The sequence below is a fragment of the Corallococcus sp. M7 genome, from assembly GCF_054512695.1.
Genome location: NZ_CM137252.1, coordinates 3,516,001 through 3,532,022 on the forward strand (window position 1 = coordinate 3,516,001; position 16,022 = coordinate 3,532,022).

A 16,022-nucleotide genomic window follows, 5' to 3' on the forward strand; every position below is an offset into this window, starting at 1 on the left:
TCAAATCGCCAGGTCTGCTCCCTGTTCCAGGTCTTGAAGCGGGCACCCGGGTTGCGGTGTGGCCGGCGCCAGGGACTGCGAGTCCTTCCTGTCATGCAGGGAGAATCCATCCGGAGTGCCCCCTCGGCCGGCGTGCCCTCGTGCGCCTCGAAGGTCGCGCGGCTGCTGTGTCTCACCTTGTGGGGGCTGGCAGGCTGCGTCGAGCAACGGGACGCCGAGGTGCTCCCTGAGCCCGGCACCTCCTCCGGGAGCGCCTGCGAGGGCGTCGCCCCCCTCACGCTGGAGGAGGTCCATGCGGCGCACTTCGCCGCGGAGCGCCCCACGGGCTGCATGGTGGGGTGCCACGACACCGGCGCGGGTGGCCTGACGTTCCGTAACGCCCACGAGCTGTGGCAGGCCACCGTGCAGCAGCGCTCGCACTCCAACGCCTCGCTCCTGCTCGTGGAGCCGGGCCACCCGGAGCGCAGCCACCTGTACCTCAAGCTGCTGCCGGACGCGCAGGGACGCATGCCCCAGGGCGGCCCCTTCCTGGACGCCGCCGCGCTGCAAGACGTCGCCGGGTGGATCTGCGCCGGTGCGCCGGAGCCGGCCACCTCCGTCACGGATGGCGGCCTGCCTGCCCGCCCGGCTCCCACGCTCGACACCCTCACGCCCTCCGCCGTGCAGGAGGGCGTGGGCGAGGTGGTGCTCTCCGTGGGAGGCGGTGGCTTCGTGGACGAAAGTCAGGTGGAGGTGGATGGCATCGCCATGGCCACGACCCATGACGGTCCGCAGCGGCTGGAGGCCCGCGTGGCGGCGTCCGTGACGGCGCGGGCCGGAACGCACCAGGTGCGCGTCGTCACTCCAGCGCCAGGGGGCGGCGTTAGCGCCAGCCTCGACTTCACCGTCACCGCGACGGGCGTGGTGCTCCCGACGGTGTCCTCGCTGTCGCCCTGCGGAACCGTGGCGGGCTCGGGGGCGTTCACCCTCACCGTGCAGGGGATGAACTTCAAGGAGGGCGCGAGCCTCTCCTTCAACGGCACGACGGTGGCGGCGACCTTCATCAGCTCCGGCGAGCTGCGCGCCTCCATTCCCGCCGCGCTGGTGGCCTCCGCGCCCGTTGGCAATGCCGCCACCGTCACCGTCGTGCACCCGGCACCAGGCCGGGAGACGTCCGCGCCCGTGACGTTCGGCGTGGCCAGCAAGGTGTCCACGCTGGCGGCGGACGTGCAGCCCATCTTCACGGCGACCTGCGCCACCAGCGGCTGTCATGCGACCGCCTCCACGCCGGTGAACCTCACCGCCGGCAACGCCTACAACGAGCTCGTCGGCGTCCCCACCAGCAGCAAGGGGTGTGGCCAGCGGCTGCGCGTGCAGGCCTGTGGCCCGCTGCGCGCGCAGAGCTTCCTCATCGACAAGATCCTCGCGACCAACAGCAGCCCCGCGTGCTCCGGGGGCGCCATGCCCAAGGGAAGCCCCCTGTCGGCCGCGCAGAAGCAGGCCGTCATCGACTGGGTCGCCCAGGGCGCACCCCGTTAGGGGCCGCCGCGAGCGCGGGGGCAGCAGGGAAGCGTCTTCACCAGGGGGATTCCTGACCGCCAGGGAGCCCCCACCGTGCTCGGGCGAGGCCTACATTCGAGTCGTGGCCGAAGGGGGGACCCATGTCCACGAGCAATCTTCCGATCGAGGTCGAGCTCATCTACGAGCTCATGCCCTGCAATGCCATGCGCTCGGCGCAGGAGCCCCTCCGCCCGCCTCATCCCTGCGCCTACTTCCGTCGGTGGGGGAGCTACCACAGCTACGACTACGTGGAGGATCGCCCGCCTCCCGGGCCGGGGATCGTCTACCCGGCGAAGTACGTAGGGCGCGCCCCCCTGGTCCCCGAGGCGCTGAGTGGCTGCCGCAAGGCCCCCATCATGGCGGTGGGGATCAATCCCAATCTCCCCGCGTGGTGGAGCGCGAAGCGCCAGTCGCTCTACCCGCTGTTCGACGACTATCAGCAATACGCGCACTACTTCCGGTACCGCGCGGTGGACAAGCTGGAGGTGCCACGCGCCGACTACGAGCGCTTCGGCGGCGGTGCGCAGGACACCCCGTACTCCGACTTCGAGCTTCAAGTGCCCCTGGACGAGACCGGTGCTCGCCGGGTGCCCCTCCAGCTCCAGCCCCAGAAGATGTATGAGACGTATCAAGGCCTGCTGGACGCCGTGGCGGAGGAGATGGGCTGGAGCCATCACAAGCTCCGGGTAGGGGAGGATCTCTCCTACGGGAACATGGTGGCGTGTCCCTCGGCGAAGTGGACCACGAAAGCCTCCCCGGAGGATCCGACGCTGCCCCCGATGACGGTCCCCCAGCGGGATGGCATCGTCAGCGAGTGCTTCCGCGAGCGGAGGTATTTCCTCCGGCAGCTCTTCCAGAGTCTGCCCTCCGTGCTGTTGTGCTTCAGCCAGAGCACCGCGAACGCGCTCATCTCCGAGTTGAAGGATCGCTTCGTGAAGGGGGAGCCCCAGCCCGGGGAGCCGCTGGAGTCGCTGATGTCCCGGGAGATCCGCCTGAGGTACGGAGCCGCGCCGGATGGAAGCGAGCTGGGTGCGCGAGTCATCTTCGCGCCGCACATCACCGGGGACTCCGCCGACTTCGAGAAGTCCCGGGCGCGGGTCATCGAGCAGCTCGTGGAAGAGGCAAGGGCGGGACAGCTCGCCATGAATCCACGGACCGGGCACCTGCGGCGCCCCAAGGGCGCCTGCGTCCTCTGCACGATGATGCGGATTGGTCCATGTGACTACGAGCGGGAACTACAGCCGCTCAGCCAGCAACCCGAGAAGTCAGTACAGCTTGAGTGGGTGCGAGAGACATTGGCCGCGTCCCCTGCGGTTCCGGTGGCCTGGGGTGACACGGATGAAGAGTCATCTGACGGAAGCACGCGAAGGGAGAGCCGCCATGGACGTCATCGACCTCATTGACCGGACTCGCGAAAGCATCTCCGCGCGCAGCGTCTTCGGCCAACCCATCCAGCAGGGGGAGGTCACCGTGATTCCCGTCGCGCACGTGAGGGGCGGTGGAGGCGGCGGAGGGGGCGAGGGCCCGGTACAGGAGGGCAACTCGAAGGAAGGCACGGGACATGGCGAGGGCACGGGATTTGGGCTGAGCGCGCGTCCGGCCGGCGCCTTTGTCATCCGCAAAGACAAGGTGTCGTGGCTGCCTGTCGTGGAGCCCACGCGCATCCTGCTCGGCTTCCAGGTCCTGGCTGGCATCGCCCTGCTCGTCTACTCGCGCTTGCGGCTGAGTGGACGGCGATAGGCAATCACTTCGACGCGCGGGTCAAGACGAAGACCGCCGTGAACTGCGTACTCAATGCAGTTCACGGCTCCAATCCTAGCTCAAGTCAGCTCACGCGCCAGTCTGGAGTCCCACGGGCACCAGTGGCCGCCCGGCAGGAACGCGCCACCCGCCTCATCCAAATGGTCTTCCACGTAGGTCATGTTCGCGTCGCAGACCTCAATGGCAACCTCGAAGAACTGGATGGTCGCCGGGTCGAGATGGAAAGAGAACCTCGGATTGTAGGGCTGGGTCCTTTTGACGATGCGGCCATGGACGTGGATTCTCGACCGCTCTTCGCCCGAGAGAATCTTCCGTGCATGGGCAATCGTGTTCTCATCCGTCAGCTCGATGATGAACTCGGCACCTGGCGAACTCGGCTGGGTGAAAGCGAAGCGGGTTGGGGTGGCCATTGCAATCTCCTGTGAGTGGGATTGCGTTGGTAGCCGAGCGTGGATGTCAGGACAAGCCGGTTGCCAGTGCGTAACGAGTGTTGACTGGGATGGTCGAGGAGGACCCTTGGTGGGTTTTGGGTGCTCCTGTTTGCTGATTCGGCGCGTCTCTCGCCCAGGGCGGGGGCAACACTGCCAGGTCTTGAAGGTTTGCCTTCAATGGAATTCCTGGATGGTCATCTTTTGCGGGTATGTGTCAGGATGGCCACGGACGGACGGCCTAGCGCGTGTCGCCGCCACTGCAAGGGAAACCGACCATGTTGCGAAACCTCTCCCCGTTACTCTTCGTGACCGTGCTGGCTGCCTGTGCTGTTGATGTACAGCCACACGTCATCGAACGGGAGCTGGACTCCTGATGCGGACTGCTCTTCCGGCTGCAACATCGGTGGCGTGGGGTATTGCCAGAAGTTCTGGCCTGGCACGACGGTCATTCGGGAGGTCCTGGTTTCTTCCAAGCCGACCTCCGCCTGGGCCACCGCCGGGTGTGGTCCCGTCTTTGATGAATGGACGGTGACGACGAGTTCGAATGCCTGGATTGAGGGGCGCGCGAACCTGAAGACACCAGGGCCGGAAACCGCTGGGGCTCAGCGGCTTCCGGCCTCCGTCCTGGCCACTCGCTCCTAGCGCAGCGCCGCGAGGGCCGCGCTGACCTTCGCCACCGTCACCGACACGGGCGTCGTCACCTCCGGAGCGAAGATGGCCACGCGGAGCTCCTCGAAGGCCCACCGCAGCTCCTGCGCCGCCTCCTGGTCACGCGCGGTGGCGCTCTTGGCCAGGAAGGTCTCCCACAGGGGGAGGAAGGGCGCGGCCTTCCCTGCGTCCTTGCTGGGGTTCGCCACCGCACGCGACAGCCGTGCCTGGGCCGCGCGGAGGTAGCGTGGGTAGTGCAGCAGTCGCCCGAGGGGAATCCACTCGATGAGGTTCGCGGGGAACAGGTGCCCGAGCTGCGAGCGGATGTCCCGCACGGCCGCCGCGCCGCTCTGCCCCTTGGAGGCCGCCTTGAGTGCCGCGAGCGTCGTAGCGAGCTCCGCCGAGGTGACAACGACGGCGTTCGCCCAGTCCTTGGCTGTCTGCTCGATGCGCGGTGAGCCCTCATGGACCAGCGCCTCGAAGGCCGCCTTCGTGCGGGGCAGCGGCGCACCCGGTGCGAGCTTGAACGCATCGTCGACGCCGCGTGCGAGGACGAGCGCCCGGAAGGCGTCGGCCTTGCCCCGCGCGGGTGGCGCGCCGTCCAGGGACGGGAAGGGCGGCGGCATGCGCGCGGCGCTGACGGCCACGTGTCCGCGCGCGGCGAGCATCAGGAGCCGGCGGACCCCTGTGCGCGTGGCCGCTTCGGCGGCGGCGGCGGTCTCGAGCAGCGTCAGGTCCACGGTCGCGCCCCGGTCGACGAGCGCGGGATAGGTGCGGACCTCGAGCCCGCCGACCCGCCGGGTGACCACGGGGGGCAGCTCTCCGAAGGTCCAGGCCGTCAGCCCCTTGCGCTCCCAGTCCGAAGTCGGTGCCGCGCTGCGCAGCGCCGCCCGTGCATGTCCTCCGTGCTGCTCAAGCAGCGCGTCGGCATCGCGGCTCTTCGCGAGCTCCTTTCCCCGCTCGTCGAGCACCCGAAGCGTGATGCGCAGGTATGGCACCACGGCATCCACCCGGAAGGACTCCTCGGGCACGTCCACGCCGGACAGCCGGGACACCGCTCGCGCGAGCGCTGGAATCATCGGCCCTCGGAAGGGCACCAGTTCCTTCTCGAGACGGTCGACCAGCTCCGGCAATGGCCCCAACTGCTTGCGCTGGGCGCGGGGGAGCTGCTCGAGCAGGGCGGTGAGCTTCTCCCGCTGCCACCCGGGGATGGTCCAGTCGAGCTCACCCGGGACCACCTGGGCGAGCAGCAGCAGCGGCACGCTCACGGTGATGCCGTCGTCCTCGGCCGAGGGGTCGAAGGTGTACGTCACCGGGACGGACGCGCCGTGCAGGGGAATGGTGTCCGGGTAGTGCTTCGAGGACAGGCCCGGGTCGTGCGAGAGGGCATCCTCCATCGAGAGGACGAGCACGTCGGGGTCGGCCGCCTCGGCCTTGCGGCGCCAGACCTCGAAGCCCGCTCCGTCCGTCACGTCCGCCGGGACGCGCTGGTCGAAGAACGTCAGCAGCGCCTCGCTGTCGAGCAGCTCGCTGCGCCGGGCCTTGTCCCGCAGGCGCGCCACGCGATCGAGCACCTGTTGGTTCTTCTCCTGGAACGCCCCCCGGGTGCGGTACTCGCCGCGCACCAGGGCATGCTCGAGGAACATCAGCCGTGCCCGGGCGGGGTCCATGCTGGCCAGGGCCACGGGGCGCTCCTTGAAGACCTGAAGACCGAAGAGGGTCGCGCTCTCCTTCACGATGGCGCGCGCGGACTTCTCCGACCAGTGCGGTTCGGAGTGGCTGCGCTTGAGCAGGTGGGGGGCCGCCAACGCGAGCCACTCCGGGTCGAGCTTCGCCACGGTGCGCGCGAACAGCTGGGTCGTCTCCACGAGCTCGAACGCCATCACCCATGCAGGGGGCTTCTTCGCGAGCGCCGACGAGGGGTGGACCATGAAGCGCGTCTGCTTCGCGCCCGTGTAGTGGCGCTGCTCCGGGTTCCACTGGCCGATGCGGGACAGCAGCCCGGTGAGCAGCGCCTGGTGCAGCATGTCTCCGCGCGCCGGGGCGCCCCGGCCCTTGCGAGGCAGGCGCAGCTCGCGGACGGTCTCCTCGAGCTGGCGCTGGACGTCCCGCCACTCGCGCACCCGCAGGAAGGACAGGAAGTTGTCCCGGCACACGCGCCGCAGATGGGACGTTCCGCGTTCCTCGGCCTCGCGCACGAACGCCCACAGCTTGAGCAGCCCCGCGAAGTCCGAGTGCTCGTCGCGGAAGCGCCGGTGCGACTCGTCCGCCTTCTGCGCGAGCTCCCGGGGCCGCTCGCGCGGGTCCTGCAGGTTGAGCGCCGCGGCGACGATGAGCACCTCCTCCAGGCACCCGTACTCGGCGCCGGCGAGGATCATCCGAGCGATGCGTGGGTCTACCGGGAAGCGCGCGAGCTGGTGCCCGAGCGGCGTCAGGGTGCGCTCCTTGCCCTCGATGGCTCCGAGCTCCTCGAGCACCCGCCAGCCCTCGGCGATGGCCCTCGGCTGGGGCGGGTCGAGGAAGGGGAAGTCCTCGACGTCACCGAGGCCGAGGGACTTCATCCGCAGGATGACCCCCGCGAGCCCGGTGCGCTTGATCTCCGGATCGGTGAAGGCGGGCCGCGTGGTGAAGCTCACCTCGTCGTAGAGGCGCACGCAGATGCCCTCGCGCACGCGTCCGCAGCGGCCCTTGCGCTGGTCGGCGCTGGCCTGGGAGACCGGCTCGATGTGCAGGCGCGTGGTGCCCGAGCGGGGTTCGTAGCGCGACAGGCGCGCCACCCCCGTGTCCACGACGTACACGATGCCTGGGATGGTGACCGACGTCTCCGCGACGTTGGTGGCGAGGATGACGCGGCGCTGGGGGATGGTGGCGAAGACACGCGACTGCTCGGAGGCCGACAGGCGCGCGTACAGGGGCTGCACCACCGTGCCGCGAAGCTCGCGCGCGTTGAGGGCGTTCTCGGCCTCGCGGATCTCCCGCTCGCCTGGGAGGAATACGAGGACGTCCCCGTCCGGGTCGAGCGAGAGCACGTTCGCCACCGAATCGGCGACGGCGTCGGCAAGCTCGGAGTCCTCGGCGGGCGGCTCGTAGAGCACGTCCACCGGAAAGGTCCGGCCCTCCACCTGGATGACCGGAGCCCCGCCGAAGAACTGCGAGAAGCGCTCGGTCTCGATGGTGGCCGAGCTCACCACCACCTTGAGGTCGGGGCGTCTGGGGAGGATGCGCTTGAGCCACCCGAGCAGGAAATCGATGGTGAGGCTGCGCTCGTGGGCCTCGTCGAGCACGATGGTGTCGTAGCGCTTCAGGAGCGGGTCGCTGTGGATCTGCGCGAGCAGGACGCCGTCGGTCATGAACTTCACGGCCGTCTGCCGGGACGAGCGGTCTTCGAAGCGGATCTGGTAGCCGACGTCCGTGCCCAGCTCCGTGCCAATCTCGCGAGCCACGCGCGCCGCCACGCTCGTCGCGGCGATACGCCGGGGCTGGGTGACGCCAATCTGGCGCGGGCGGCCGCGCCCCATGGCGAGCAGGATCTTCGGCAGCTGCGTCGTCTTCCCCGAGCCGGTGGCCCCCGCGACGATGACCACCTGATGGGCGGAGATGGCCGCGGTGATGTCCTCCACCCGGCTCGAGATGGGGAGCTCGGGGGGGAAGCGCAGGGTGGGCAGGCCGCCGGGGGAGGGGACGGGTGATTCGCCGGACATGGCGGTATGGACTAGCACTGAAGCGCGCGCTGCGCCCCTGACGAATCGTGTGGGACCCTGCTCGGCGGGCGTTCCTGGGGGGATTCCCCATGCAGGCCCATACGCACCTGGATGCAAACCGTGGGAGCGACGTACAGCGGAGGGATGCACTGAACCCGCGCCAGGCCGTATCATCGTCGCGTGACGAAACCGCGCACGCTCACCGACCTGATGGCCGAGGTGTCCGGCCGCGCCCACGAGTGGTCAACGCCGCAGGACCTCGGCTGCGATCGCGTGACGGTCACGGACGCCTGGCTGGCGAGCGACGATCCGGTAGCGATGCTGTTCCTGCTCGCCGCGGTTCATCCCCGACGCGAAGTGGAGCTGTGCATCAAGCTGGCGACCGAGATGTCGTTCTTCGAGCCCATGCGGGACGAGGCACACACGATGAGTCGCCGCCTCCCCGGCATGAACTTCAATGGTCGGTCTCCGTTCTACTTCATTGCTCTCTACCAGCGGCTGAGCGCCGCTCTGCGGGTGACCGAGGACACCAAGCGGTCGCGGCTCGAGCCCGAGCTCGCCGCGGCGATCCGTGTCGTCATCCCTGATCCGTTCACGCTCGTCGGGCCCAGCGAATAGGCCCCGGGGAGGGACAAGCGATCGCCAAAGTCCTCGCGGCTCGGCGGCAGCGCGTCCCGAGCACTTCAAATGGCACCCATTCGGTCCACGCAGCATCCGGGTGCGAGCTTCGACCTCGATAAGGGAAATGAGCCACCTGCGGCCGGGAGGAGGCGGGAGCCGACCCGTGAGTGTTCAGTCGATGGCATTGATGGCGTGGGGCGTCTGTCGTTGGGCCAGGGGCCAGCGTCTGCTGCCGGGCGTGCCTGGCTTCGCGCAGGCACGTACCCCCACACCCCAGGAGTGCAGATGAACGCGCTGAGGAAGTCCCTGAACGCTGTCGCCGCCATCCTCGCTTTGGCCCCTGCCGCCGCGTTTGCCTATCCGCCGCAGTGCTATGACATTTGCTACATGTATGACTGCACCGGATCTTGTTTCGTGAGGACCATCCCCACCACCTGTGAGGAGTGGGGCGGGTATTGCTCGACGTCCGCGCAGCCTTCGCAGGAGACCGCCGTCTCCTCGGAGCAGGCCCAGCGGTCCGAGGACACCGCGCAGGTCTGCGACGCTGCCCATCCGGAAGTGGAGCAGGCTTCGTCCGCCGAGAGCTGAGCGGTCTGGAGCACCCGCGAGGCCCGGTGTCGTGTCCGGGTCTCGCGGTTCAGCGCGGCACTCCAGAACCCTCCTGCGCATCCGCACGGACGACATGCTCAATCGGTTACAGCTTCTTCGCGACAACGGGGCGATAGAGCAGGACCTTCGACTTGTAGCCGTCACTGTCCACGAGGAGGTTCGTGGTGGGTTTGATCTCCTGATTCACATGGAGCATCTTCTTCTTGGGCTGGAAGCCGCAGAACTCCGCCACCCAGGTCCAGGCGGTATCCTTGGGGGCCAGGGTGCCCTCGAAGACCCCGGCCTTCTCCTCGTAGGCTCCGTCAGCGACGATCTTGAGACCGCTGGCGTTGTCCAGGGATTTCGGAGTTCCATAGCTGGACACAATCCTCGCAAGGAGCTTTTTTTCGAGGTCCAGGGACCCGACGTCGGCACAGATGGCCATGTCGAAGCCATGCAGGTTCTTGGGCCCTCCCACGTCCGAGGTGATCACCGACGAGGGAATCGCATCCATGGTCGTGTCGTGGGACTTCTTGAACAGGATGAAGGGCTTCCTGGCGATTCCATCGTATCCCAGCGAGGCGTTGATCATGATGTTGCTCTCCGGGATGATGTACTGGTGTGAGCCCAACATGATCAGGGTCCGAACGAGGTCTTCGTTCTCCGCCTCCTCCTTGAGGGCGTTGTAGGCCATCACGAGGTCCGCGTAGCTGGGCATGTAGCGGGACGTCCCGGTGTACCCGCCCTCTGGAAAAACGATGATTCTCGCGTTGGAGGGAGAAGAGGGGCCGCGGGCCTGTAGGATCTTCTGCACCACCCCTTTCTTGTGTTGTATCGCAGCCTCGTGCTCGATCGAGGCAATGCCATATTCCTTTTTTGACTTCGGGATGATCAGGGGAGACGGCAGCGACGGATAGGTCATCTCGCCATCGGTGGAGCCGAGTTCGAAATACGGAGTGAGCGAGTTATGGCCCGAACCGCCGGTTTGAAGCACGACGACCGGCTCGACCGTTTGAATCGCCTCCTGGAGGCCACGCTCGATGGTCGTCGAAAAGAACCGCTTCGTTGTTGTCACGAGGATGCTGCTGAGCTGCTTCTTGAACATGGTGGCCAACTTTCACGTGCCCTTGGAGGAAAGGCAGACACGCAGACAGAGGGGATGGCGGGCAGCGCATCCTCCCGTGGACCGGAGCATCGCGGGGTGCGGAAGGATTCAACGACACGCCAGAGGAAGGAAGAACCGGAGGGGTGGGAATGCAACGATGTGCGCTCGCGCCTGGAGTCAGGTGCGCTCCTGGCGCATTTCGCGTATGGGAAGGACCCATGAGCACAGGTCGTGTCTTGGGATTGGCGGCGCGTGGCGCCCTGCTGGCGGTGTGGGGCTGTGTCCTTGGCGTGTCGTGTGTGAAGCGACCCGTGGACTACGCACGGGAACAGGCGCGAACCCTCGCGCCAGCGAAGTTGGAGTCCTCGTCGCAGCCCTCGGTGGGTCCCGTCCGGAAGATCCGGGTCCGGGTCTATGCGGACTCGGACTATCGGGAGCAGGTGGTGCGCTGGCGAAGCAGCGTCGTGTCCCAGTTGCAGCGTGCGAGCGCGGTGATGCAGGGGCCGCTGGGCGTGGTCTTTGAGCTGGAGTCGACGCGCGAGTGGGCGCATCGAGGTGTCGAGGGCGGGTTGGAGGGTTCACTGACCGCGCTGGAGTTGACGGATCCGGGCGAGGACGTGGACCTGGTGGTCGGCTTCGTCTCCGCGCTCAAGCTCTTCTCCTCCGCGCAGCATGAGCTGGGCATGGCCCGGCTATTCGGGCGTCACTGCGTGCTGCGCGAGATGGGAAACCCGGAGGAGGTCCGCGCCATCATGGAGGCGCTGGTCCACCTGCCCCAGGACGAGCGGCAGGCGCTCTACCAGGAGCGGAAGATGCATAAGGAGACGTCCATCTTCCTCCACGAGTGGGCGCACACGCTGGGGGCATTCCACGTGCGCAGCTCGCACTGGATGATGTACCCGAGCTACGCACCGAATCAGGCGGCCTTCGCATCGCAGACCCTGGCGTTGCTCAAGACCAGCCTTCGCCATGCATCGGCGGGTCGTCGCGATGACGCCGCCGCGCGGGCCTGGGCGACCGAGCTGGGGGCACTGCTGGCCTCGACGTCCTCGCCGGACTGGGAGGGACCGGAGAAGGAGGCTGTCGTCGAATGGCTCGCGAAGGTCCGCGAGGGCAAGGCGCCGCTGGTCGTTCACCAGCCCCAGGCCCCCCTGCCTCCGGAGGACCGGCGCCGGCTCGAACAAATCCTCGCGCTGGAGAAGGAGGGCCGCGTGGAGGTCGCCGCCCAGCAGCTGGAGCCCCTCGCGCGACGCTACCCGGAGGACTTCTTCGTCCAAAGGCTGGCCTGCTACCTGGACACGCGTGTCGCCCCCAAGCTGCCGGCGACCCGGGTGAAGTGCGAGGCCGTCGCCGAGAAGTTCCCCTCCGAGCCCGCCCCCTTGTTCCACCTCGCGACCCTGGCCCTCCAACAGGGGCAGCACCTGGAGGCGCAAGGCCAGCTCGTGCGGGCGCGGCAACGGATGGACGCGAACCCTGGAACACCGCCGGAGGTCTGGGGAGACCTCGCGGCCTTCTTCAAGGAGACCTCCTCGGTCACGTGGGCGGAGCAGGCCACCCAGAAGGCGGGCAATGACTCTCGGGCCGAGCCTCTGCGGACCTGGGCTCGGCAGGCTCGACGCTGGAAGGCGCTGCCAGTGGATGTCGCCGTGAGCGGTGTCGCGGTGGAGCGGGAGGGAGAGTTCATCCGCGCGGCGAAGGACGTCGAGGATTTGCTCGACAAGGGGCCGGCGACGAAGGCGCAGGCACGACTCATCTGGCTGAAGCGGGAGTTCCCGCGCGCGGCGGTGCTGCACGTATTGGACTGCGAAGTCCACATGCGCGCTGGCAGGGCGGGGCCCGCGAAAGCGGCGTGTCGGCAGGCCGTGGCCGCGCACGAGGAGGCGGTGCAGGCGCACTTCATCCTGGGATGGCTGGCCTCCACGTCGGGTCCCCGCGAGGAGGCGCGTACCCACCTGGAGCGTGTCGTGGCGCTGGAGCCCTTGCACAGGCAAGCATGGCAACTCCTGGCGGAGCAGTACCGCGCCGTGGGGATGGCGGAGGCGCTGAAGACGCTCCAGGGGCGCTATCGTGAGCAGTTCGCCCAGGAGCTGCGCTGAGGCGCGGCGAGCCAACCCGCGCGCCGCTTCGATGAAGAGGCGCCGCGGGGGAGCGTCGCGAGCAGCAGCTCAGCTCCGGGCGGCCGGCGGCGGCATGGCGGGCGCGGTGCGCTGCCACGCCTCCAGCTCCTGCACGCGCCCCAGCCAGGCCCGGAGGTTCGCGTAGCCTTCAATGGGCAGGCGCGCCGGGCCCGCGAGGGCGAACGACGCGGCGAGCGAGAGGTCCGCGAGCGTCAGGCGCTCCTGCGTGACCCACGTCCTGCCCGCCAGGTGCGAATCCAGCACGGGCGCGGCCTGCGCGATGAGGGCCTCGCCGCGCGCGACCTCGGCGGGGTCCGGCGGCCCGCGGCCGGTGCGCTGCTTCACGAAGTTCTCCTGGACGAGCACGGTGTTCGCCGGGGCCATGTGGGCCGAGCACCAGAACAGCCAGCGGTTCACGTCGGCGCGGCCCTGCGCGTCCGTCGGGAGCAGGGTCTGCCCCGGGGTCTTCTCCGCGAGGTACAGCATGATGGCGCGCGACTCCCAGAGCACGAAGCCGCCGTCGTCCAGGACGGGGACGCGCCCGTTGGGGTTGATGCCGAGGTACGACGACTCGCGCTGCTTGCCCGTGGTGAGGTCCACCACGATGCGCTCCAGGGGAATGTCGAGGTGGGCGGCCACGAGCAGCACGCGGCGCGAGTTTCCGGACAGGGGGTGGAAGTAGAGCTTCAAGACGGACCTCCGGGACAGCACGGGTGGAGGGGGAGGACCTATCCACCCGGCGTGACAAGGGTCTGTCAGGTATCGTCAGGGGCACGGCTTCAGGATGGAGAAGAGCTCCTTCTCATCCCGCCGAGGACCGCTCCGCGTCGAGCGGTCCTCGCGGTGCCCGGTGCTACCGGCCGCAGGTGAACAGGTTGCTGCCGGCGTTGATGCCGCTCATCGCGTATCCGCCGGCCAGGCACACGTGCATGGGATAGCCGTCGATCGTTCCGGGGCTGCCATCGACAGTCTCGAAGACGACGCTCGTTCCGGGATACTGGCAGGCCAGGTGGTTATTGCCGACGCTCAGGCCGACCATGACGCTGCCGTAGGGACAGGCATGCATCCCGTTGCGACTGGTGCCCACATCCAGGAAGCGGGAGCCGCTCGTGGAGGAAAGCTTTGCGCACTTGAAAACGTTATTGCCGAGGTGCGCGCCAATCATTGCGTAGCCGGTAGGGCAGCAGTGCATGGTGCTGCCACCGACGGTACAGCTCGTCCCCGCGTCGTAGATTGGCAGCCCCGTGAAGGAGAGCGACGACTTCGCCACCTCCACGTCGAGCTCCGCTCCCTCTTCTTCTGGCGCGGCGCCGCAACCGGCGAGCATCGTGACCGCGGCCAAGGCCATGACTGCTGAAGACGCCCCCTCGAAAAATCGCTTCATTGATTCAGTCCCCCTTCATGTGACGACAGGTTCACCTGGGGCGCGATGTGCCTCCCCAGCCCAATGCCTGCTCATACGCCAGGGCAGGCGTTTTCAAGTTATTCCGAATTTTACGAATAATCAAGAAGGGCGCGCGCCCGGGGGAAGCCTTGCGTCGGTTCAAGGGGCCGCCCCGGATGTGCCCCCGGGGCGGCACAGCGTGGACTACGGCGTGTAGACGACGGTGAGCGTGGCGTTCGCACCGTCCTTCACGAAGAGGTAGGCCGTCGCCGCGGGATTCTGGGCGAAGCGCAGGCGCAGCTGCGTCCGGCCCAGCTTGTTGACGGCGGCTGTCCCCGCCCCTGCGAAGTCCGTGGAGCGGACCGTGCCCGTGGTGAACTTCGCGACGCCCGCGACGGCGCTCGCGGTCGCGGGGGCGGCCCAGTCGCCCGTCTCCGTCGCGGCCGCGTTGAAGCTGCCCGTGGCCACGTCGATGACGAGCGTGTTGCCCGCGGGGCTGGCCCAGGGGTCTCCGGAGCCGGACGCGTAGGAGAGGGTCAGGAACGCCTGGGTGATGCTGGCGGTGTCCGGCAGGCTGGACGTGTCGAACGACAGCAGGGCGCGGTTGTGCTTGCCGTCCACCCCCCGTCCGAGCGCCAGGCCCGTGAGCGTCCCGAGCTCCGCCGCGCTCCCGTCCGCGTTCGCCTTCACGTAGCCATCCTCCGCCGTGATGCTGGTGAAGCTGACCATCGTCGGCGTCGTCCCGCTGTTGCTCACCGTGACGGACGTGTCCGCGTCCAGCGTGGAGTTCCCCGCCGCATCGAACGCCCGGGCCCCCAGTACATGCGAGCCGTTGGCGACCGTCGTGGTGTCCCAGTTGAACGCATGGGGCGCCGTGCTGTCCGTGCCCACGAGGTTCCCATCCACGTAGAAGTCCACCCGCGTGACGCCGACGTTGTCGGACGCGCTCGCGGTCACCGTCACGGTGCCACTCGCCGTGGCGCCGGAGGCGGGCGCCGTCACGTTCACCATGGGCGCGGTGGTGTCATCCGGCGGAGTGCTGGCTTCCGTGAGCCCGAAGAAGAGCGCCTGGTGATACACGCCACACAGGTTCACGTCGGACTGGTACGCGCCCGTCGCGCCACAGGCGGTGCTGCTCCCGGGGAAGCTGTACTGCGGATCCACCGGGACGGCGTGCCCCATGCCGGTGATTTCATAGGTCTCCACCAGCGCCGTGCCCGCGCTGTCCCGGTACACCTTGTGCGGGAAGCCCCCCACGGTGTCCGTCGTGTCCGGCGTCTGGTCGATGCCGTGCACCTGGGTCCACTGCTTCATGGACTCGGTGAGGTTGGCGGGCCTCACCGTGTAGTCACTCGTGCCATGCCAGATGGAGACGCGCGGCCGGGGACCCGTGTAGCCCGGGTAGGCGTTGCGCACGAGGTCCGCCCACGCCGCGGGCGTCTTGCTGACGCCAGGGCTCATGCAGTTGAAGCCCTCGGTCATGGAGTTGGCGCACCGGTACGGACCGCCCGAGTTGATGGCGCCCGCCGCGAAGACGTCCGGGTAGGTGGCCAGCATGGCGGGAACCATGAAGCCTCCCGCGGAGAACCCCGTGACGAACACCCGCGCCGGGTCGATGGAATAGGCGGCCTTCATGGCGTCCACCATCTGCTTGATGGACAGGACCTCACCCGAGCCGCGCGCGATGTCCCCCGGCTCGAACCAGTTGAAGCAGCTGGAGGGGTTGTTGCTGCTCGGCTGCTGCGCGTAGACGACGTAGAACTTGTAGACGTTCGACGCCGCGGTCCACCCAGCGGGCTCAATGCCCGCGGCGTTCTGCGTGCACCCGTGCAACACCACCACCAGCGGCGCATTGGCCGGCATGCCCGAGGGCACCTGCCGGAACATCTGGAGGTTGCCAGGATTGGACCCGAAGCCCGTCACCTGCGTCAGCCCCTGCTCCACCTGCTCGACCTGGGGGACGCCGGTGTCCGGCGCTTCGGCTCCCAGCGGGCCGCAGCCCGCGCTCGCCGCGACAGCCAACGCCGCGACGCGAAACCAGGGGACGTGCGTGAACCACCCAAGACGACGAATGCCTCGACCGTGCATGGTGCCTCCCTGGCCGCCACGGGGGAGGAGGGTGGGCGG

12 protein-coding genes are annotated in these 16,022 nt (G+C 68.3%); 6 read left to right on the forward strand and 6 right to left on the reverse strand.

All coding sequences use genetic code 11. The features are described 5' to 3' along the window. The first annotated feature begins 93 nt into the window (after window positions 1-93). The 3 genes from ACX114_RS14300 to ACX114_RS14310 all read left to right on the forward strand — a co-directional run bounded on the left by ACX114_RS14300 (window position 94) and on the right by ACX114_RS14310 (window position 3,279). A complete protein-coding gene (locus tag ACX114_RS14300; protein ID WP_459298480.1) occupies window positions 94-1,518 on the forward strand; it encodes an IPT/TIG domain-containing protein in 1,425 nt (474 codons plus the stop codon). 122 nt (window positions 1,519-1,640) lie between these two features. Beyond that, on the forward strand, window positions 1,641-2,942 hold the full coding sequence (locus tag ACX114_RS14305) for a hypothetical protein (protein ID WP_459298482.1): 1,302 nt from the start codon (window positions 1,641-1,643) through the stop codon (window positions 2,940-2,942). Beyond that, entirely contained in the window at window positions 2,920-3,279 is a 360-nt protein-coding gene (locus tag ACX114_RS14310) for a spore germination protein GerW family protein (protein ID WP_459298484.1), read from the forward strand. The genes ACX114_RS14305 and ACX114_RS14310 overlap by 23 nt, the downstream gene beginning before the upstream one ends. 80 nt (window positions 3,280-3,359) lie before the next feature. Here the strand turns inward: ACX114_RS14310 and ACX114_RS14315 are convergent, their stop codons facing one another. Together ACX114_RS14315 and hrpA are read right to left on the reverse strand one after the other, a co-directional pair. Beyond that, window positions 3,360-3,710 carry a BP74-related protein gene (locus tag ACX114_RS14315; RefSeq protein ID WP_459298486.1) on the reverse strand — a complete coding sequence of 117 codons (351 nt, stop codon included), beginning with the start codon at window positions 3,708-3,710 and terminating at the stop codon, window positions 3,360-3,362. Window positions 3,711-4,369: 659 nt separating this feature from the next. Further along, window positions 4,370-8,080, reverse strand: coding sequence for an ATP-dependent RNA helicase HrpA (gene hrpA, locus ACX114_RS14320; RefSeq protein WP_459298488.1), 3,711 nt, complete (start codon window positions 8,078-8,080; stop codon window positions 4,370-4,372). A gap of 180 nt (window positions 8,081-8,260) precedes the next feature. Here hrpA and ACX114_RS14325 point away from each other — a divergent pair, with 180 nt between their 5' ends. Next, a complete protein-coding gene (locus ACX114_RS14325; protein ID WP_459298490.1) occupies window positions 8,261-8,698 on the forward strand; it encodes a hypothetical protein in 438 nt (145 codons plus the stop codon). 417 nt (window positions 8,699-9,115) lie between these two features. Beyond that, complete coding sequence (locus tag ACX114_RS14330) at window positions 9,116-9,289, forward strand: hypothetical protein (protein WP_459298492.1); 174 nt, start codon at window positions 9,116-9,118, stop codon at window positions 9,287-9,289. Between the two features lie 106 nt (window positions 9,290-9,395). Here ACX114_RS14330 and ACX114_RS14335 read toward each other — a convergent pair whose 3' ends face one another. Continuing rightward, window positions 9,396-10,394: a hypothetical protein gene (locus ACX114_RS14335; RefSeq protein WP_459298494.1), complete on the reverse strand. Its 999-nt coding sequence runs from the start codon at window positions 10,392-10,394 to the stop codon at window positions 9,396-9,398. 218 nt (window positions 10,395-10,612) lie between these two features. Here ACX114_RS14335 and ACX114_RS14340 point away from each other — a divergent pair, with 218 nt between their 5' ends. Further along, complete coding sequence (locus ACX114_RS14340) at window positions 10,613-12,490, forward strand: tetratricopeptide repeat protein (protein ID WP_459298496.1); 1,878 nt, start codon at window positions 10,613-10,615, stop codon at window positions 12,488-12,490. 69 nt (window positions 12,491-12,559) lie between these two features. On the opposite strand, the gene ACX114_RS14345 is transcribed toward ACX114_RS14340, so the two are convergent. The 3 genes from ACX114_RS14345 to ACX114_RS14355 all read right to left on the reverse strand — a co-directional run bounded on the left by ACX114_RS14345 (window position 12,560) and on the right by ACX114_RS14355 (window position 15,983). Further along, window positions 12,560-13,201, reverse strand: a complete 642-nt coding sequence (locus ACX114_RS14345) for a glutathione S-transferase family protein (RefSeq protein ID WP_459298498.1) — start codon at window positions 13,199-13,201, stop codon at window positions 12,560-12,562. A gap of 163 nt (window positions 13,202-13,364) precedes the next feature. Beyond that, window positions 13,365-13,895: a hypothetical protein gene (locus tag ACX114_RS14350; protein WP_459298500.1), complete on the reverse strand. Its 531-nt coding sequence runs from the start codon at window positions 13,893-13,895 to the stop codon at window positions 13,365-13,367. A gap of 204 nt (window positions 13,896-14,099) precedes the next feature. Continuing rightward, window positions 14,100-15,983, reverse strand: a complete 1,884-nt coding sequence (locus ACX114_RS14355; protein WP_459298502.1) for an extracellular catalytic domain type 1 short-chain-length polyhydroxyalkanoate depolymerase — start codon at window positions 15,981-15,983, stop codon at window positions 14,100-14,102. Window positions 15,984-16,022: the final 39 nt, after the last annotated feature.